The organism is Paenibacillus sp. NPDC101420 (assembly GCF_050277435.1).
Lineage (GTDB): Bacteria > Bacillota > Bacilli > Paenibacillales > Paenibacillaceae > Paenibacillus_AQ.
In genome coordinates this window covers 1-18,754 of record NZ_JBNNSE010000015.1, presented here as the reverse complement: position 1 = coordinate 18,754, position 18,754 = coordinate 1, and the positions used below count along the sequence as shown (strand labels likewise).

Here is an 18,754-nt window from a genome sequence, read left to right as displayed (position 1 = left end):
AGATGACAAACTGTTTCCATTTTGTGACTATTCAATGGTGGATCATGCGTGCTTCAGGAGGTATAAAAGAGTAGAGATTGAAAGCGAGGGTATATATACAATAGGAGGTGTCATTATGAACTGGACGAAAAAGATTCACAGATCGACAATAACCGCCCTTTCGGCGACGCTAATAATGGTTTCAGGCTGGGGTGCATCAGCTTCTTCTGTACATGCTGCGGCATCGGCTACACCAGCGGCGTGCGGCACTGGAGATCATGGGCTACTACAGTCTCTGCAAAACAAGCATTCAGGAGACGTATCCACACCGCTTACCTTTTCTGATGTTCAGTTTCTGAATGGAGATATCGGACGGGCAGCAGGCAATGGATTTATGATTGGTACTTCTGATGGAGGCTGCAATTTTCAAGAAATTTATGAAGGGCAATGGAGCTTTAAACAGATTGATTTTCCCGATAACGTGCATGGTTTTGCCCTTGCTTCTGTAGAAGACGGTCAAGCTCGATATTTAATCAGTACCTCTAATGGCGGCTCAGAATGGAAAAGACTTTCGAATAAAGCTGTTAGCTTTGAAAGAATCGATTTTTTCGACAGTAAGATTGGTTTCGGGTATAACAGGGCATCAACGTATTACACCAAGGACGGGGGACTTAGCTGGAGTAAGATTTCAACCCCATCCAATACACGTGGTGCTTATTTCAGTGATCGTAATACCGGCTGGGCTGTTGTAACTGTGCCTGGAACCGGCTACCGAATAATGAAGACTACAGATGGTGGGAAAACTTGGAGTTTATCGTTGAAGGCAGCCTTTTCTGATCCTGAGTATGGCCAAATCACCGCGAAGGGAGATCAAGTTGATGTGGTTCTCTTTGGCGGCTCAGGGATGAGTCAAACCTCATACTCCCTATATACAAGTACGAATAAGGGGAAAAGCTGGAATAGAGTGATCGCCCAGGAAACTGCTGGGGGTGGACCTTCCCCGGGTAGTGGAAAAGCTGTAGTAAATAAAGGGCCTGCGTCTGGCAGACCGGGAAATTTGGAGCTGATAGGGAACAATACGACCTTCTTGGTGGGTTATTCCGACGCAGCAGAAAAAGTAGCGGTAGGACGCACATATAACGGTGGCAAGCAGTGGACCAATCTTCCGGCGATTGCTGGGTATGCAGGAGTAATCTCGTTCACTAGTAATAAAGAAGGCTGGCTAGCCGTTCGCGAACGCGATTATTCATCGTTATATGTAACTAAAGATGGCGGCGCTTCTTGGCAACTTAGATTTTCGTTGAAAATTTTGTCCTTGTAACAGGCGGGTTAGTAAAGGTAGCGAGCATAGCTTTTAGTTTTCTAAACGGTTCCTAAGGGAACCGTTTTTTTTGTGATTATGAAGTTGGTTGCACTTGTGTACAGTTTTACTACATGTTCCAAGTGTGCTTTTATCCATTAATATGGTAAAATTTTATGAGCTAAGCTAGATCTACTGGATTCTGAGATTGAAATGCTTCTTTGAACTGGATATAGTGTACAATGGGAAAGCGAATAGGCCTTTGAATGAATATAAAAATGTTTAAGTTTTACGACAGGCGTTTTTCTTATGCAAATTGCAGAGGCTTGCAGAATGGAGGAACGTGTGATGCCCGAACTACAGTCTAACAAATATGACGTCTCTATTACGCTCGTGAGCCTTCAAGATGGTCAGCGGAATGTTATGAAAGCGAATGGAGAGGTAGTATCCAAAGGACCGCATCTATATATTCAATATGAAGAGTTAGAGCAAGGCCCTCGAGGAGAGGAAATTTCTGTTCGTACAACAATAAAGATTGCAGGCAATCAGCTAAAGTTAATCCGCCACGGTGGGATACAGTCGGAACAGAGCTTTCAATCCGGACGGCGTCTGCCGGGATTCTATCGTTCACCATATACACAGTTTAATCTTTCTACAGAAACGAACAAGCTGGACGTGGTGCGCGAAGGGCGCTCCCTAACGGTTGCATGGGAATATGATTTGTACGTATACGAGGAATTGTCAGGAAAGTTTGCTATTAGTTTGCATATACAGGAGGAACCGAAATTATGACACAGAGAAAGAATCCGTTGGAGCTAGTGAATGAACGGGTAAAAGAAGCCGTTGCCGATGCAATTGTAAATGCAGGAATTGTTGCACCGGAAGAGGTTCCGGATATCGTACTGGAAGTACCAAGAGATAAGGCACACGGTGATTTGGCTACGAACGCTGCTATGCAGCTGACCAAAATCGCAAAACGTAACCCGCGCCAGATTGCTGAGGCAATTATAGAACATTTGGATACAAGCAGCGCTTCTATTGAAAAAGCTGAGATTGCCGGACCAGGCTTTATTAACTTTACGTTGTCCAAGAATTATTTGTACCCAATTATCAGCCTTGTTGCTGAGCAGGGTGATGATTATGGCCGTATTAACATCGGTCAAGGTCAGAAGGTTGAAATGGAGTTCGTCAGCGCTAATCCAACGGGTAGCCTTCATTTAGGACATGCTCGTGGTGCTGCTGTCGGCGATGCGCTTTGCAACGTACTCGATTATGCAGGCTATCAGGTGACACGGGAATATTATATTAATGATGCCGGTAACCAGGTGGTCAACCTGTGCAAATCCATTGAAACTCGTTACCTGCAGGAGCTGGGCCAAGAAGCAGAAATGCCTGAAGACGGTTACCATGGCGAGGATATTAAGGGATTTGCTAAAGAGCTTGTGGCTGAAAAGGGTGATACACTACTCGAAATGAGCCCGAGTGACCGCGCAGCTTTTTTCCGGACTTATGGACTTAATAAAGAGCTCGATAAAATCAAACGTGATTTGGGACTATTCCGCGTAAACTTCGATATCTGGTTCAGTGAGACTTCCCTGTACGAGAACGGAGAAGTGTTACGCTCGCTAGACGAGCTTCGTGATCGTGGAGAAGTTTATGAGCAGGATGGGGCAACCTGGCTGCAAACGACTAAGTATGGCGATGATAAAGACCGCGTTCTGATTAAGAACGATGGCACATACACCTACCTTACACCGGACATTGCATATCACAGCGATAAGTATGGCCGTGGTTACGATAAAATGATCAACATTTGGGGTGCGGATCATCATGGCTATATTCCGCGGATGAAAGCGGCGATGTCAGCACTTGGCAATGATCCTGAGAAGCTAGTGGTTCTGATTGCTCAGATGGTCAGCCTGTTCCAGAATGGTGAAAAGGTTAAAATGTCGAAACGTACCGGCAAAGCGGTTACGATGGAAGATTTGATGGAAGAAGTAGGAATCGATGCGATTCGTTATTTCTTCACCATGCGTAGCATGGATTCCCATCTCGATTTCGATATGGACTTGGCGATCTCTACTTCTAATGAGAACCCTGTATTCTACGTTCAATATGCGCATGCGCGTATCTGCAGCATCTTCCGTCAGGCAGAGGAGCAAGGGATCTCCATTCCTGATTACGCTGAGATTGACTTCTCCAAGCTGACAGCAGTGCATGAATATGACCTGCTGCGCAAAATTGGTGAGCTCCCAGCAGAAATTGCTGTTGCGGCTGAAGGTTATGCTCCACATCGCCTCATCCGTTATGTATATGAGCTGGCTGCGATGTTCCACAGTTATTACAAAGCTGAACGTGTAATCACTGAGGATGCCGCTCAAACCGTGGCACGACTTGCACTGCTTGGTGCTGCGCGTACCACCATTGCTAATGTCCTGCGTCTTGTTGGTGTTTCCGCACCGGATCGCATGTAATTCAACATCAAACGACAAAAAATCCGCCTTCCGGTTCCCTGGGAGGCGGATTCTATTTTGTGCCGTTCTTCGCACCGGCACAAGCTGCGCTCACGTCAGAGTGACCCACCCGGTGCCCGGGCAGGGTCTATACGTTCGCGGATACCGCCCGCTTGGCCCTCACTCCTGCTTTCAGCAGGCGTAGGGCATCGGCAGCACCGCCGCCAAGGGATGCGCGTCGCTGCCCCTTGCGCAGCCGCACCGGGGACGCGGTGCGGCGCAAGAGCAGCTTCAGCTCCCTTGGCGAGAGCCCCGGTCGCACCGAGAGCAGCAGTGCAGCGGCTCCCGTGACATGAGAGGTCGCCATGGAGGTGCCGCTCATCTCTTTGTAGCCCTCCTTCAGCCAACAGGAGGTCACGCCTTCGCCGGGACCATAGACATCGATATAAGAACCGCGGTTGCTGAAGCCGGCAACACGATGTCTTTTATCGATGGCGCCCACGGCAATCGTCTCAGGATAACGTGCGGGATAGTCCCCGCCACGTTTGCCGTCATTGCCGGAGGAGGCGATGATAGCGATTCCGGCTCGGTACGCTTTAATAACCACATTGTGAAGCGCTTTGCTTCTAGTTTTCATTCCGAAGCTCATATTGATGATATCTATTCTGTTCTGCACGCACCAATCAATACCCAGCACAATATCAGACACATAGGCTGATCCACTATGATCAAAAGCCTTGACTGGATATAGTAGTGCCCGTGGTGCTACACCCATCATCCCACGATTTCCCCCTGCTGCCGCTAAGGTCCCGGCGATATGAGTTCCGTGACCGTTATCATCCAGCGGCAACATTCCGCGGTGTAGTAGGTTGACCCCTGAGGCTAATGAATGCTTCAGATCGGGATGGCGGTAATCAGCTCCTGTATCGATTACGCCGATTTTGACGTGAACTCCAGTTGATTTGGACCATGCCTGAGGAGCATGAATGGCTTTTACTCCCCAAGGGAGTGTAGCGGTTCCGCTTTTTTCGTTAGCTATAGAATGGATTTGTATTTGTAGATCCTCTTCGACATTTAGGAGATCTGCAAATCGGTTCATTAGTTTTCCAGCTCCGGCAGCAGGCACAAAAAAGGCCCGAATCAGCGGAGATACCTGCACTTGCCGCAGCTCAGGCTGCTTCGCTTTCAGCGCCTTCCATTGTGTAAATGCTCCGGCATACTGGCGGGGATCATTGAAGGTAAGAATACGCCGCTCACCATTGTTGGGGGCAACCGATATTTCTTCAAGAAGCATGTGCCAAAATTTGTAATAGTCCATAGGTTTCGCTGTCCCCTCCTCGGTGCCCTGCTGCCATATTGTATGAGTGGAAGAGGGGGTCCGAATGGGAACTTGCCCTTTTTTAACGAAATGGGCTGCCCATCGTGTCAAAAGACGGCGCTTTACATAAAATAGACAGAAGAGATTAACACTCTCTTTGTAACATCACGTAAGGAGCCGATCCTTGGCGTGGATACAGTCATGCGCGGAGGGTTTCCTCCGCCTTTTTTTATTTAAAAGGAATTATAAGTTTCACACAGGTACATATGTTATGGGCTTATCCTTCTTCAAGATGGAGACAGGTTTCTGCTATGGATAACAGCCTGAAGGCTCTTTCTGTCAGCTGTTACCGCTTTTGACTTGCAATTTGTTGTCAAATAGGTTTTACTTAGTTTTGTTAATGGATATTATTGAAATAAACCGTAATGTGAACAATGCGTGAGAGGAAGTGTCCTTTAGTGAGTACGCCACTCAATTTAAAGCTAGACCCTGAGAAAGTTAAAGAAATGCCGATGGTGGATTTGGCCTTTCTAGTGCTTAAGGCAGCCAATACACCGTATTATTACCGTGATCTGATGGTCGAGGTAGCCAAGTTGCGCGGCATGACCGATCAACAAAGCCAAGATACTATTGCCCAGTTATATACCGAGATTAACATTGATGGGCGTTTTGCCTGTGTCGGAACCAACCTTTGGGGATTGAAACGCTGGTATCCTCTAGAGCGCTCTGATGATCCGGTTGGTAACACCAAACGCGTGCGTATCATCAACGATGAAGACGATGATTTGGAAGATGACGACTTTGCTGAAGAAGAAGAAAACTACGCTGCTGAAGAAGAGGATTTCGACGCTATCGACGAAGATCGCGACGACCTCTATTCCGACGACGACAGCGAAGAAGAAGTCGACGAAGATGTCGTGATCGATGAAGATGACATAGACGAAGATGACTCAGATGAAGACGATGCAGAAGATGACTCAGATGAAGACGATGCAGAAGCTGACAAGTAAGATAAATAATTTCAAAGAGTCTTGCTGATGGTATAATTCCTCCCTTGACAGTGGGGGAACGTCAGAGTAAACTATTGCATGGGCTTATCATGTAAGTTAATAAACGCGTTTCTTAAAATAAAAAGTGCCCCGGTTCTACGGGTGTCACTTTTTTGTTTTTTTAGATGCAAAGTAGCTTTAGTTTTATGTAATTTGCGGGATGACGTTTTATGTTTTCCCCGGTGAATCAAACTTTTGATTTCCCCTGTTTTGATGATAGTAAAACGGGTTACGATAAACACCATGCGCCGCTTTTATGTCTGGACTTTATTTAGGAGGGTTTTACAGTGACAAAGTATATTTTTGTAACGGGTGGCGTTGTGTCTTCCCTGGGCAAGGGCATTACCGCCGCTTCGCTGGGCAGGCTGCTCAAAAACAGAGGTCTAAAGGTAACGATTCAGAAATTTGATCCGTATCTTAACGTAGACCCTGGAACGATGAGTCCTTATCAGCACGGTGAAGTATTCGTAACCGATGACGGTGCGGAGACTGACCTTGACCTTGGACACTATGAACGGTTTATTGATATTAATCTGTCAAAGAACAACAATGTGACGACAGGTAAGATCTATTCATCCGTAATCAGCAAGGAACGTCGTGGAGAGTATTTGGGCGGAACTGTACAAGTTATCCCACACATTACGAATGAGATCAAAGAACGCGTGTTCCGTGCAGGCCGCGAGACCAACTCTGATGTTGTAATCACAGAGATTGGTGGAACCGTAGGTGATATTGAAAGTCTTCCGTTCCTGGAAGCCATTCGTCAGATCAAGAGTGATATCGGACGGGAAAATGTGATGTATATCCACGTAACCTTGATTCCTTATATCAAGGCTGCTGGAGAAGTGAAGACAAAGCCGACACAACACAGTGTTAAAGAGCTGCGCAGTATCGGTATTCAACCGAATGTCATCGTGTGCCGTACGGAATATGAGCTTTCCGCAGATATGAAAGCGAAGATCGCACTCTTTTGCGATATTGATGCTAATGCTGTTGTGGAATGCCGCGATGCTTCAACGTTGTATGAAGTTCCATTGAATCTTCGTGATGAAGGATTGGACGAGATTGTTGTTAATCATTTGAAGCTTACAACACCTGCACCAGATATGCGTGAATGGGAAAGTATGCTTGAACGGATTCAGAAGCTTGAAAAAACAGTAGAAATTGCGATTGTTGGTAAGTACGTAGCCCTGCATGACGCTTATTTGAGCGTTGTTGAATCACTTTCACACGCAGGCTTTGCTGCTAATGCAGAGGTTAAGATTCGCTGGGTGAATGCAGAGGAAATTACGGATGAGAACGTGGATGAAATGCTGCGTGGTATTGGTGGTATTCTTGTTCCTGGTGGTTTCGGTGATCGGGGAATTGAAGGTAAAATCTCCGCGATTCGTTATGCCCGTGAGAAATTGATACCTTTCTTCGGAATTTGCTTAGGTATGCAAGTTTCCGTAATCGAATATGGCCGTTCTGTTCTAGGTCTACAAGGTGCAAATAGCTCCGAAATCGATCCGAACACACCATATCCACTGATCGATCTGCTTCCTGAGCAGAAGGATATTGAAGATATGGGCGGTACTATGCGTCTTGGCTTGTATCCTTGTAAGATTGCTGAGGGTTCCCTGGCAATGTCTTGCTACGATGATGAACTGGTTTATGAGCGTCACCGTCACCGGTATGAGTTCAACAATACGTACCGTGATGAGATTGAAAAAGCAGGTCTGGTTATTTCCGGAACCTCTCCAGATGGCCGTTTAGTTGAGATCGTAGAGCTTCCGGGACATCCTTGGTTCTTGTCGGTTCAATTCCATCCGGAATTCACTTCACGTCCGAACCGTCCACAACCGTTGTTCCGTGATTTCGTCAAAGCTTCTTTGACTCATTCCGAACAGCAGTAATTTTGTAAATATAATCGGAACCTGCGGGTTCTGTATCAAACCTGAAGAGCCTCCCATAGGAGGCTCTTTTTTTTAACTATTCGAAAGTATAAGTTGTTCATCTATTCTTTATGTCTAATATTTCTCACTTAAACGCTTACCGTCCTTATAGGGACGCCGAAGGTGTTTATGCCTGTTTGTCCATTTTGAAGAGCTCCGTAAATGACATCACTGTAATTCAGACTCTTTATTTACCCATTTTATCCAATTAGCAGGATTTGAGCAGTGAAGCACGAATAATAGGTTTCGTATGGGTTAGTTTCTGAAGGGGCCGTTAGCTGTGGAGAGCGCGGTATAGTCAATCTGGCTTAATCTCTGGGAGGGTATTATATGGAAAAAAAGAAAGTGTTAATTGTCGATGATCAGAATGGGATTCGGATTCTTCTTATGGAAGTGTTCAATAGCGAAGGATATACGACATTTCAAGCAGCTAACGGAAAATTGGCCTTAGACATTGTTCGCAGTGAGTCTCCTGACTTGGTTTTGCTCGATATGAAAATACCGGGAATGGATGGACTCGAGATTTTGAAGCATCTGAAGGAACTAAATCCATCCATTAAGGTCATAATGATGACCGCTTATGGGGAGCTGGATATGATTAAGGAAGCAACCAAGCTAGGCGCATTGATGCATTTCACAAAGCCATTTGACATCGATGAAATGCGGGTAGCGGTCAATATGCATCTTCATAATAAGTCTGTAGATCAATGCAGTTAAAGTGATATTTTCTGTATCGATTCTATTTGGTTATGGTGATTATAAACAGTTTGAGTGCAAATGCTATACGGGCTGGATAAAAATCGTCCCACCGGGACATTTTTTTGTTTATCCTATTTAGTATTTGACTCAGGATGTGTTATAATAAGCCTGTATGTGATGTCGGTTTAAAAACATAGCCAACCAACATTCTTAGGAGGATGAAACCATGCCATTAGTATCTATGACAGACATGTTGAACAAAGCACTTGAAGGAAAATACGCAGTAGGTCAGTACAACATTAACAACTTGGAGTGGACACAAGCTATTCTTGGTGCCGCTGAACAAGAGAAATCACCAGTAATCCTTGGTGTATCCGAAGGCGCAGCACGTCACATGGGCGGCTTCACTACTGTTGTTAAAATGGTAGAAGGTCTAATTATCGATATGAATATCACAGTTCCTGTAGCGATCCACCTTGACCATGGATCTAGCTTTGATAAATGTAAAGCAGCAATTGATGCTGGATTTACATCCGTAATGATCGACGGTTCCCACCACCCAATCGATGAGAACATTGATATGACTAAAAAAGTCGTTGAATATGCTCACGCTAAAGGTGTTTCTGTAGAAGCAGAAGTAGGTACTGTTGGTGGACAAGAAGACGACGTTATCGGCGGCATCATGTATGCTAAGCTTGATGAGTGCGTACGTATTGTTAAAGAAACAGGTATCGACACTTTGGCTCCTGCACTAGGTTCCGTTCATGGACCTTACCATGGCGAGCCTAACCTCGGATTTAAAGAAATGGAAGAAATCCGCGACGCTACTAACATCCCAATGGTTCTTCATGGTGGTACAGGTATTCCTGAACATGACATCAAGAAAGCTATCTCCTTGGGTACTTCCAAAATCAACGTAAACACTGAGAACCAAATCGTGTTCGCAAAAGTTGTTCGTGAAGTTCTAGCTGCTAAACCTGATGCTTACGATCCACGTACATTCATCGCACCAGGTCGCGATGCGATCAAAGAAACCGTTATCGGTAAAATCCGCGAATTTGGATCCAACAACAAAGCCTAATCATTGTTAGCTTCCGCCACAGGTGGACAAGCAATTTGTAAAGGGCAGGGTGTAGCTCTGCCCAGTTGAATAGTTTGATGAGGAAAGCACACCGCTTAGCCGGTGTCTTTCCATTTTCATCACTAAAAAAGTCCACAGCACGTATTGCCCACACAGCTGCAATACACGTAGGGGGAAATTGATAAATCTATGGAAAAATTAATGATTGGCGGTGGACGTCCGCTAGAGGGCGTTGTAACCATCAGTGGAGCAAAGAATAGTGCTATTGCACTTATTCCTGCGGCGATTTTGGCCGAATCTGAAGTTGTTCTTGATAATTTACCGTCCCTTAGTGATGTAGCCGTTTACTCCGAAATCTTGCAAGAGCTTGGCGCAAGTGTATCTTGGTCAGGCAACCAGATGAAAATTGATCCTTCGCGTATTGTATCTATACCTATGCCTAATGGTCCGGTTAAGAAACTTCGAGCTTCGTATTATATGATGGGAGCTCTACTTGGAAGATTCAAAGAAGCGACAATAGGTCTACCCGGTGGTTGTAACTTCGAACCTCGTCCAATCGATCAGCATATCAAAGGATTCGAGGCACTGGGAGCAACAGTTACCAACGAACATGGTTCTATCCACTTATATGCTAAAGAGCTACGCGGTGCGAAGATTTATTTAGACGTATCAAGCGTAGGTGCCACTATTAACATCATGCTGGCGGCTTCACGTGCCAAAGGCTCCACAATTATTGAAAATGCGGCTAAAGAGCCTGAGATTATAGATGTAGCAACCCTATTGAACTCTATGGGCGCTGTTATTAAAGGCGCCGGTACAGAAACCATCAGAATCGAAGGGGTATCGGAGATGCACGGTTGCCGTCACTCCATTATTCCCGATCGGATTCAAGCAGGAACTTATATGATTGCCGCTGCGGCTACGCGTGGTAATGTGTTGATAGATAACGTTATTCCTAAGCACTTGGAAGCTTTAACGGCCAAGCTTTTAGAGATGGGCGTTGAGATTGAAGAGCTTGACGAAAGTATTCGCGTTATAGGTAGAGCTAAATATGAGCACGCAGATGTCAAAGCGTTGACCTATCCTGGCTTTCCTACAGATTTACAATCTCCTATGACAAGTATGTTGACACAGGCGGAAGGCGTTAGTGTACTTAGCGATTTCGTCTACAGCAACCGTTTTAAACATGTGCCAGAATTGGTACGGATGGGCGCGAAAATACGCGTTGAAGGCCGTTCTGCAATTATTGAGGGTGGTAAGCTTAACGCTGCAAAGGTGAAAGCGACCGATTTACGGGCAGGTGCTGCTCTTGTCATTGCTGGATTGACAGTAGGGGATGGGATCACCGAGGTGACCGGGGTAGAATATATTGACCGTGGTTATGATAATTTAGTGAGCAACCTTCGACAACTTGGTGCTCATGTTTGGCGTGAGAACGAATAAAATTAGGATATCCCGTTTGGAAGGAGGTTTATTTGCTTATTTACCGCATATATCCTTCCAAATTGGGTATTAATATCCTAATGGGCATTTTAATAGACTCATCATTTTGCCTAGTAGATAGACTAGGGCGAACTCATTTAAAAATTGAATAGGTGGTTATTACATGGATCTTCAAATTTCCGATTTGGAAGAAATGAAGCTGACCGAGTTGTATAAGCTGGCCAAGAAATACCAGATCCCTTATTACGGACAGCTGAAGAAACGGGAACTAATCTTTGCGATCCTTCGGGCACAGGCAGAGCAAAGCGGTCTTATGTTTATGGAAGGCGTACTGGAAATTCTACCCGAGGGCTATGGATTTCTAAGGCCGATTAACTATTTGCCTAGCGCTGAAGATATTTATATCTCAGCCTCACAAATTCGGAAGTTTGATCTCAGAAGCGGAGATCTTGTATCTGGGAAATGCCGGACGCCGAAAGAAAATGAACGATATTTTGGCCTGCTTCAAGTCAATGCCGTTAATGGCGAGAACCCTGCTAGCGCAGCGGAGCGACTACATTTTCCAGCATTAACACCACTTTATCCGCAAGACAAGCTACCGCTTGAAACATCCCCTACTCATTTGTCTACCCGAATAATGGATTTGCTCGCTCCTGTAGGTTTGGGGCAGCGGGGTTTGATTGTAGCACCTCCTAAAGCAGGAAAAACGCTCCTCTTGAAAGAAATTGCCAATAGTATTTCCACTAATAATCCTGAGATTGAACTCTTTGTATTGCTAATAGATGAGCGTCCCGAAGAAGTAACTGATATGCAGCGTTCAGTAAAAGGCGAAGTGGTTGCATCGACGTTTGATGAGCTTCCAGAGAATCATATTAAAGTGGCCGAACTTGTGTTGCAAAGAGCTCTTCGTTTAGTTGAGCACAAGAAGGATGTAGTTATTCTTTTAGATAGCATTACCCGTCTTGCACGTGCGTATAATCTTGTGGTTCCACCATCTGGGCGCACGCTTAGTGGGGGGATCGACCCAGCAGCCTTTCATCGGCCGAAACGGTTTTTTGGCTCTGCACGGAATGTAGAAGAGGGCGGTTCACTGACTATTTTAGCAACTGCTTTAATTGATACCGGATCACGTATGGATGATATTATTTATGAAGAGTTTAAGGGTACTGGTAATATGGAGCTTCATTTGGACCGCAAATTGGCGGAACGCCGTATATTCCCTGCTATTGATATTCGTCGTTCAGGTACACGTCGTGAAGAAGTGCTCTTGAGCAAAGAAGAGCTTGATACGATCTGGGCGATTCGCAAAAATATGAATGAATCCTACGATTTTGTGGAGGGATTCATCAAAAAGCTGCGTGATACAAAGACTAATGCTGAATTCTTAGCATCATTTGACGTTGCGGGAGCTAAACAATCGCCAAATGGAACTGCGAGTAGCGGAGGAACTTCCAACAGTGGTACGGCTGCTCGTCGCACAACACGGGCAAAGACTTCTTCAGTGCCTACAACTTGAGAATTGATAATAAGAGGAGACTAACATGTATTTGGTATATGCCGACGGGCAAGGAAACGTATATGATCATCCAGAACTGTACGGGTTAGCCCGTAGTGGAGATATGATCGTTGAAATGTTGGAGGAAGAGTTGATACCGCTGCCTGAAGGCGCTACTCTTGTGGGCTTGCCTAGTACGCGGGCTGTGGGTATGGATCCTGAGACAGGTGAAATGATGGCGTTGCCGGATGGCTCACAGGCTGTAGGCGCGCTGCTGCCTCAGGGCTATACTCGCTTGTGTCTTCCTGGGTATGTAAAGACAGATAAGTCTTACAAGCTTCCTCTGTTTGGGTATTCGGCTGTAGTGTGGAAGGATGGCGGGTTCTATGTTGCGGCAGATCCAACCGATAATCCGGAGAAGTGGAACCCACTGAACTGTGATAAACAGGATCTTGAGGTAAGTGTTGGCGAGTTGACTGCCAAATATCCTGATAACCGTCTCTATGAGCATCTTTCTAACTGTGCGCTTGGTTATGAATGCCTGACTTCCTCCAACACCTTCTTAGGGCGCTGGGAGGGCGGTGTGCCTGTCTCTTATTCATGTAATGCTGGATGTTTTGGCTGTATTTCTGAGCAACCTGATGATAGTGGTTTTGTGTCTCCGCAGACTCGTATGAATTTCCGGCCAACGGTTAATGAAATTTCACAAGTTATGTTGGAGCACTTGAAGACGCCTGAATCGATTATCAGTTTTGGACAAGGCTGTGAAGGTGAGCCTTCTACGCAGGCAAAACTTATTATAGAAGCAATCCGTGAAGTGCGCTCGATTACTGACATGGGCTACATTAATATCAACACCAATGCTGGCTTAAGCGATCATATTCGTGGAATCGTCGATGCTGGGCTGGATTTGATGCGTGTCAGCACGATTAGTGCTCTAGATGATCATTACAATGCTTATTACAAACCACGTGGCTACACATTGGCTAATGTAGAGAAGTCTTTGAAATATGCTGCCTCGCAAGGTGTTTACACATCGATCAACTATCTGATTTTCCCTGGAGTAACTGATCGCGAAGAAGAGATTGAGGCGATGGTGGAGTTTGTAAGACGTACGGATCTGAAGCTTATTCAGATGCGTAATCTGAACATTGATCCAGAGAGTTATCTGGAGTTAATTCCTCCTGCTAAGGGTGAAATTCTCGGCATGAAGACAATGCTGGAAATTTTCCGGGACGAATTGCCGGATGTTGTTATTGGTTCTTACACACATGTACCACCAGCAAATATGGCTCGGGTAAAGCAACGGCAACTCAACATTTAATAGATTAAATGTACCAATGAATTACCAATGAAACATATTGATCAATTGAATTTTTCGTGCTAAAATACCACAGTGTAATCATATAACTCTGGGTCCGCATGAGGCTTAGGGCATGAGAGGTGAAATTCAAAATGCAAGCAGCAATTCAACCAAAGTATAACTTAACTAAGGTAACCTGCGCATGTGGCAACTCTTTCGAAGCTGGCTCTGTTAAACAAGAGCTTCGTGTTGAAATTTGCTCCAGCTGCCATCCTTTCTTCACTGGCAAGCAGAAGTTCCTGGATGCCGGCGGTCGCGTTGATAAATTCAAGAAGAAATACGGTATCTAATTGGAATAGCCGCTTAGCGGCTTAATGGTTAGATCGAGCTCCCAGCTTTCTCGCTGGGGGCTCATTTTATGTCTTGGAGTTGATTTTTGTCCGAGCGTGAGCTATACTTATCTTCGCCGTGCTAGACGGGGAGGTAGCGGTGCCCTGTAACTCGCAATCCGCTGTAGCGAGGTTGAATTCCTGTTAGAGGTGCTATCGATGTGAGGCCTTGGTTCCTACGGGCTGTGTTGACGGTTGGGTCCTCCGCAATGAGTGCTTATGAACCTGGTCAGGTCCGGAAGGAAGCAGCCATAAGTAAGTTTACTCTTGTGCCGGAGGGTGGCCTAGCCCGAGCAGTCATGTAGGGTTGCCGCTTGGATCGTAGTCATCAATAACAGGTGCACGGTTTATAATTCTGTTTATAACAGCATCTTTGCCACAAGCAAAGATGCTTTTTGTTTTTGGTCAATAGCCGATGAATATAGTATAATAAATTTGCGACAAATGCCGGGAAAGAGGCAGCCTAAGAGAGGGTAATGCATAGTGGAACATATCGCGCTGTACCGTGCTTGGCGGCCGCAGTCGTTTCAAGACATGGTTGGACAACAGCACATTATCCAAACGCTGCAGAACGCAATTCGTGAACAGCGGGTTTCGCATGCCTATCTGTTCAGTGGTCCGCGGGGAACTGGTAAGACAAGTGCTGCTAAAGTCTTAGCGAAAGCGGTCAATTGTGAACGTGGGCCAGGTCCGGAGCCTTGCAACGAGTGTCCTTCCTGCTTGCGAATCACTGCGGGTAATGTGATGGATGTGCAGGAAATAGACGCGGCATCTAACCGGGGCGTAGAAGAGATTCGCGACCTCCGGGACAAGGTGAAATATGCACCTACCGAGGTGCGCCGTAAAGTGTATATTATTGATGAAGTGCATATGCTGACAACAGAAGCATTTAATGCGCTATTAAAGACATTGGAAGAACCGCCGTCACATGCAATGTTCATCCTTGCGACTACGGAACCTCATAAATTGCCAGCGACGATCATTTCTCGTTGTCAGCGTTTTGACTTCCGCAGAGTAGCTTTGGAAGAGCAGACAGCACATCTAAGTGCTATCTGTGAGAAGGAAGGGATTACAGCTGATGTTAACGCATTGCAGTATATTGCCCGCCTTTCTGATGGAGGTATGCGCGATGCAGTGAGTTTGCTGGATCAGATTTCATCTTTTACAGATGGCAAAGTTACGTACGAACAAGTCCTGGGGATGACCGGAGGGATACCCTCTGAGCAATTTGCACGTCTTGCCACTGCCATATTGGAAGGTGATATGGGTCTTCTGCTGGAGCTTGTTGAACAGCTTATGCATGAAGGTAAGAGTGCTGATAAATGTCTAGAGAATCTTATGTATTATTTCCGTGATTTATTGATGATTAAGATGGTACCTGGGGCCGATCAACTGACGGAGCGAGTGCTTAATCCCGCCGAGTTTAAAGATATGGCCACCGCATTTTCCCGGGATCGTCTGTTTCAGATCGTAGATACACTTAATAAGTACCTGGGTGAAATGAAATATGCTACTCATCCACAGACTTTGTTTGAAGTCGCGCTGATGAAGCTTTGTAGCTTGCAGCAAGAGGAAAGTGAGACCGCATCAGCTGCTCCGTTAGGTGCATTACAGGCTGGGTCAGGGGTGAATGCTCCTGTAGTCCACTCTGGTGAACTGGATCTGCTCAAGAGACAGATTACTGCGCTGGAGAAAAAGCTGGAGCAGGCATTGCAGGCCGGTGGTATTTCCGGAGGTGGGCGAGATGGTGCCTCTTCTGCGAAATCGAATCCGACTCCAAGTTCTGCGCCTAGAATCTCTGCAACCTCCAAAATGCCTCCAAATGTTGATAAGTTTATTGCTGGTAAGGATAGTCCTGATTTTGCAGCTATCTACAAACAGTGGAGTCTTGTCTTGCAAGGGGTAAAAGAGGAGAAGGTAACGGTTCATGCGTGGTTTGTAGACGGAGAACCTGTATCTGTAATGGACGATGCTGTGCTTGTTGCGTTTAAGAACACGATTCATCGTGATACAACGGAGAAGCCAGCAAACAGACAGGTCATTGAGAATGTGTTTGCAGCGCGTCTTGGTAAACCTTATAGACTGGTAACTATAATGCAGCGCGATTGGAACGAAGCCGCTCAGAAGTCAGTGGGACAGCCTAGCAAGGAAGAGTTGCGGCTAGAGCATGAACATGATACTGCAGATGCGAAATCTGAACCTTGGATTGATGAGGCTATCCAGCTTTTTGGAGAAGACCTTGTTGTCATAAAAGAGTAATGTAAGCATACTAGCGCAAATTGCGCATTCCAAAGGAGAGATGATGTATGAATAATATGAACCAAATGATGAAGCAAGTTAAGAAAATGCAGGAGCAAATGCTTAAAGCTCAAGAAGAACTAGGTGGCAAGGTAATTGAAGGCTCATCAGGTGGCGGTGTAGTTACAGTTCAAGTTAATGGCCACAAAAAGTTGCTTTCTATCCAAATCAAGCCAGAAGCTGTTGATCCGGAAGATGTTGAAATGCTACAGGATTTGGTAATCACTGCAGTTAATGATGCTTTGACTCAAGCTGAAGACCTTGCGAACAATGATATGGGTAAATTTACTGGTGGAATGAAGATCCCAGGCTTGTTCTAATTCACTCACTCCACTTTCGTCTAAAGGAGAATTATTAATTTGTATTATCCCGAACCGCTAGCCAAGCTGATCGATGCTTTTACGCGCTTGCCCGGGATTGGGCCGAAGACAGCCGCCCGGTTAGCTTTTCATGTGCTTAACATGAAAGAGGATGACGTCATTGATTTTGCTAAAGCGCTAGTAAGTGTCAAGCGTAATCTTCATTATTGCTCCGTCTGCTGTAATATTACGGATACGGACCCGTGTAAGATATGTCAGGACAAAACTAGAGATCCTTCAGTAATCTGTGTGATCCAAGACTCCAAGGATTTGGTGGCAATAGAACGAACCAAAGAGTTTAATGGGTATTATCACGTTCTTCAGGGTGCGATTTCACCTATGGAAGGTATAGGCCCTGATGATATTCGCTTGAAGGAATTATTGACTCGTTTGAGTGATGAAAGAGTGAGTGAGCTTATCATGGCGACTAACCCCAACATTGAGGGTGAGGCAACGGCGATGTATATTTCTCGTTTAGTTCGGCCTTTTGAGATTAAAATCACCAGAATAGCCCATGGCTTGCCTGTTGGTGGCGATCTTGAATATGCCGACGAGGTTACCTTGTCCAAAGCGTTGGAAGGTCGTCGTGAGCTATTCTAGTAGCTCTAAAGTCGTGTTTTTCAAAAGGAGGCCCCCTGGGCCTCCTTTTTTTGTTCTAAGTTTGTCCCTATCCCGATATGAATGAGAATAACGAGATGTAATTTTGCATCGAAATTATTCTGAGGAGGAATGAGTAATGGGATGGTGGACCTCATTGTGGCGGGGAGCAGATGAAGAACAGGGTAGAAAAGATACGGAGGGCTGGGAAACGTTGCTGGAGGTTCGTAAGGCGCAATCTGAGTGGGAGAGAGCGTACCTAATGTTTGATGAAGCGTTGGGTCAAGATCAAATTGATTATGCTATTTATATTTTAGAGGCAGCAGAGCGCAAGTATCAGATACATCTCAAACATGCAAAGAGCATTGGATTAAATAGCAGTCAGATGTAGGCGCTAGTCAAAAGGAAATATAGGAGGGATCAACATGCTAAGAATGTTAGCTATAGGAGTACTAGTCATATCGGTTGTGTTGTTGAGTGTAATTGTATTCCGAAAAAAACTTGGCTTTGGATGGCTTAGTCTGTTCGGAGCTCATTTGGTACTGGCTGCGCTCGCGATATATGTAGTGAATTTCTCGGGTTTAATCACACAAGTTCATATTCCCTTGAATCCCGCAACCATAGGCGCAGTAACGGTTCTTGGCCTTCCAGGCGTAGTAATGTTAATAGGATTAAGAATTATTTTGTTTTAATGCTTGACGTGAGTTTGAAAAATATGATACATTAAGTCTCGCCCCTTTGGACAAGATGTTGATTAACAACTTGCTGAAACGGTAAGCGAAAAAAAGAAATTAAAAAAAACGCTTGACGAAAACAAAGGTGCTGTGATATATTATAAAGGTCGCTGCTGACAAGCAACGACAACGAAAGATGAGACATTGATCTTTGAAAACTGAACAACGAGTGAGTGGGAAATCACGAAAGTGAAATCCAAAATTAGAGAATTAATTTTCTCGTCAGATGTTTCAAAATGAGCATATCGCTCTTTTCAATACTAATTGGAGAGTTTGATCCTGGCTCAGGACGAACGCTGGCGGCGTGCCTAATACATGCAAGT

At 45.3% G+C, this 18,754-nt stretch carries 17 protein-coding genes, 1 rRNA gene and 1 other RNA gene; 18 read left to right on the top strand and 1 reads right to left on the bottom strand.

Annotation, left to right across the window (positions count from 1 at the left end):
* Positions 1-115: 115 nt before the first annotated feature.
* From ACQKMP_RS30300 to argS, 3 genes are all read left to right on the top strand, one after another.
* On the top strand, positions 116-1,300 hold the full coding sequence (locus tag ACQKMP_RS30300) for a hypothetical protein (RefSeq protein WP_339244220.1): 1,185 nt from the start codon (positions 116-118) through the stop codon (positions 1,298-1,300).
* 327 nt (positions 1,301-1,627) lie between these two features.
* The gene (locus ACQKMP_RS30295) at positions 1,628-2,071 is read left to right on the top strand and encodes a DUF1934 domain-containing protein (RefSeq protein ID WP_339248356.1); all 444 of its coding nucleotides are present in this window, start codon (positions 1,628-1,630) and stop codon (positions 2,069-2,071) included.
* Positions 2,068-3,753: an arginine--tRNA ligase gene (gene argS / locus ACQKMP_RS30290; protein ID WP_339244222.1), complete on the top strand. Its 1,686-nt coding sequence runs from the start codon at positions 2,068-2,070 to the stop codon at positions 3,751-3,753. Before ACQKMP_RS30295 ends, argS begins: the two co-directional genes overlap by 4 nt.
* 127 nt (positions 3,754-3,880) lie before the next feature.
* Here the strand turns inward: argS and ACQKMP_RS30285 are convergent, their stop codons facing one another.
* Entirely contained in the window at positions 3,881-5,050 is a 1,170-nt protein-coding gene (locus tag ACQKMP_RS30285) for a S8 family peptidase (protein WP_042183970.1), read from the bottom strand.
* Between the two features lie 458 nt (positions 5,051-5,508).
* On the opposite strand from ACQKMP_RS30285, the gene rpoE reads away from it, so the two are divergent.
* The 15 genes from rpoE to ACQKMP_RS30210 form a co-directional block, all read left to right on the top strand.
* Entirely contained in the window at positions 5,509-6,060 is a 552-nt protein-coding gene (gene rpoE / locus ACQKMP_RS30280) for a DNA-directed RNA polymerase subunit delta (protein ID WP_042183972.1), read from the top strand.
* Between the two features lie 326 nt (positions 6,061-6,386).
* The gene (locus ACQKMP_RS30275; protein WP_042183974.1) at positions 6,387-7,994 is read left to right on the top strand and encodes a CTP synthase; all 1,608 of its coding nucleotides are present in this window, start codon (positions 6,387-6,389) and stop codon (positions 7,992-7,994) included.
* Positions 7,995-8,363: 369 nt separating this feature from the next.
* On the top strand, positions 8,364-8,750 hold the full coding sequence (locus ACQKMP_RS30270; RefSeq protein WP_042123230.1) for a response regulator: 387 nt from the start codon (positions 8,364-8,366) through the stop codon (positions 8,748-8,750).
* Positions 8,751-8,958: 208 nt separating this feature from the next.
* Entirely contained in the window at positions 8,959-9,813 is an 855-nt protein-coding gene (gene fba, locus ACQKMP_RS30265; protein ID WP_036679934.1) for a class II fructose-1,6-bisphosphate aldolase, read from the top strand.
* 189 nt (positions 9,814-10,002) lie between these two features.
* Positions 10,003-11,256, top strand: coding sequence for a UDP-N-acetylglucosamine 1-carboxyvinyltransferase (locus tag ACQKMP_RS30260; protein WP_042183976.1), 1,254 nt, complete (start codon positions 10,003-10,005; stop codon positions 11,254-11,256).
* A gap of 163 nt (positions 11,257-11,419) precedes the next feature.
* Entirely contained in the window at positions 11,420-12,772 is a 1,353-nt protein-coding gene (gene rho / locus ACQKMP_RS30255; protein ID WP_042123234.1) for a transcription termination factor Rho, read from the top strand.
* 25 nt (positions 12,773-12,797) lie between these two features.
* Positions 12,798-14,075 carry a radical SAM protein gene (locus tag ACQKMP_RS30250; protein ID WP_042183978.1) on the top strand — a complete coding sequence of 426 codons (1,278 nt, stop codon included), beginning with the start codon at positions 12,798-12,800 and terminating at the stop codon, positions 14,073-14,075.
* A gap of 131 nt (positions 14,076-14,206) precedes the next feature.
* Positions 14,207-14,404 carry a 50S ribosomal protein L31 gene (gene rpmE / locus ACQKMP_RS30245; RefSeq protein WP_042123239.1) on the top strand — a complete coding sequence of 66 codons (198 nt, stop codon included), beginning with the start codon at positions 14,207-14,209 and terminating at the stop codon, positions 14,402-14,404.
* 116 nt (positions 14,405-14,520) lie between these two features.
* Positions 14,521-14,789, top strand: an RNA gene (ffs, locus tag ACQKMP_RS30240) — signal recognition particle sRNA large type.
* Positions 14,790-14,926: 137 nt separating this feature from the next.
* Positions 14,927-16,702: a DNA polymerase III subunit gamma/tau gene (gene dnaX, locus ACQKMP_RS30235; RefSeq protein WP_379426133.1), complete on the top strand. Its 1,776-nt coding sequence runs from the start codon at positions 14,927-14,929 to the stop codon at positions 16,700-16,702.
* A 47-nt stretch (positions 16,703-16,749) separates the two neighbouring features.
* Positions 16,750-17,061, top strand: coding sequence for a YbaB/EbfC family nucleoid-associated protein (locus ACQKMP_RS30230; protein ID WP_042183982.1), 312 nt, complete (start codon positions 16,750-16,752; stop codon positions 17,059-17,061).
* A gap of 39 nt (positions 17,062-17,100) precedes the next feature.
* Complete coding sequence (recR, locus tag ACQKMP_RS30225; protein ID WP_042123249.1) at positions 17,101-17,700, top strand: recombination mediator RecR; 600 nt, start codon at positions 17,101-17,103, stop codon at positions 17,698-17,700.
* Positions 17,701-17,836: 136 nt separating this feature from the next.
* On the top strand, positions 17,837-18,088 hold the full coding sequence (locus ACQKMP_RS30220) for a DUF2508 family protein (RefSeq protein WP_052404100.1): 252 nt from the start codon (positions 17,837-17,839) through the stop codon (positions 18,086-18,088).
* A 43-nt stretch (positions 18,089-18,131) separates the two neighbouring features.
* Positions 18,132-18,389 (top strand): pro-sigmaK processing inhibitor BofA family protein, encoded by a 258-nt coding sequence (locus tag ACQKMP_RS30215; RefSeq protein WP_371915754.1) that lies wholly within the window; start codon positions 18,132-18,134, stop codon positions 18,387-18,389.
* 303 nt (positions 18,390-18,692) lie between these two features.
* Positions 18,693-18,754: ribosomal RNA gene (locus ACQKMP_RS30210) — 16S ribosomal RNA — on the top strand; the annotation flags it as partial.

Coding starts and splice junctions, on each gene's coding strand:
- ACQKMP_RS30300 (WP_339244220.1), top strand. CDS start 116: ATGAACTGGACGAAAAAGATTCACAGATCGACAATAACCGCCCTTTCG.
- ACQKMP_RS30295 (WP_339248356.1), top strand. CDS start 1,628: ATGCCCGAACTACAGTCTAACAAATATGACGTCTCTATTACGCTCGTG.
- argS (WP_339244222.1), top strand. CDS start 2,068: ATGACACAGAGAAAGAATCCGTTGGAGCTAGTGAATGAACGGGTAAAA.
- ACQKMP_RS30285 (WP_042183970.1), bottom strand. CDS start 5,050: ATGGACTATTACAAATTTTGGCACATGCTTCTTGAAGAAATATCGGTT.
- ACQKMP_RS30270 (WP_042123230.1), top strand. CDS start 8,364: ATGGAAAAAAAGAAAGTGTTAATTGTCGATGATCAGAATGGGATTCGG.
- fba (WP_036679934.1), top strand. CDS start 8,959: ATGCCATTAGTATCTATGACAGACATGTTGAACAAAGCACTTGAAGGA.
- ACQKMP_RS30260 (WP_042183976.1), top strand. CDS start 10,003: ATGGAAAAATTAATGATTGGCGGTGGACGTCCGCTAGAGGGCGTTGTA.
- rho (WP_042123234.1), top strand. CDS start 11,420: ATGGATCTTCAAATTTCCGATTTGGAAGAAATGAAGCTGACCGAGTTG.
- ACQKMP_RS30250 (WP_042183978.1), top strand. CDS start 12,798: ATGTATTTGGTATATGCCGACGGGCAAGGAAACGTATATGATCATCCA.
- rpmE (WP_042123239.1), top strand. CDS start 14,207: ATGCAAGCAGCAATTCAACCAAAGTATAACTTAACTAAGGTAACCTGC.
- ACQKMP_RS30230 (WP_042183982.1), top strand. CDS start 16,750: ATGAATAATATGAACCAAATGATGAAGCAAGTTAAGAAAATGCAGGAG.
- ACQKMP_RS30220 (WP_052404100.1), top strand. CDS start 17,837: ATGGGATGGTGGACCTCATTGTGGCGGGGAGCAGATGAAGAACAGGGT.
- ACQKMP_RS30215 (WP_371915754.1), top strand. CDS start 18,132: ATGTTAGCTATAGGAGTACTAGTCATATCGGTTGTGTTGTTGAGTGTA.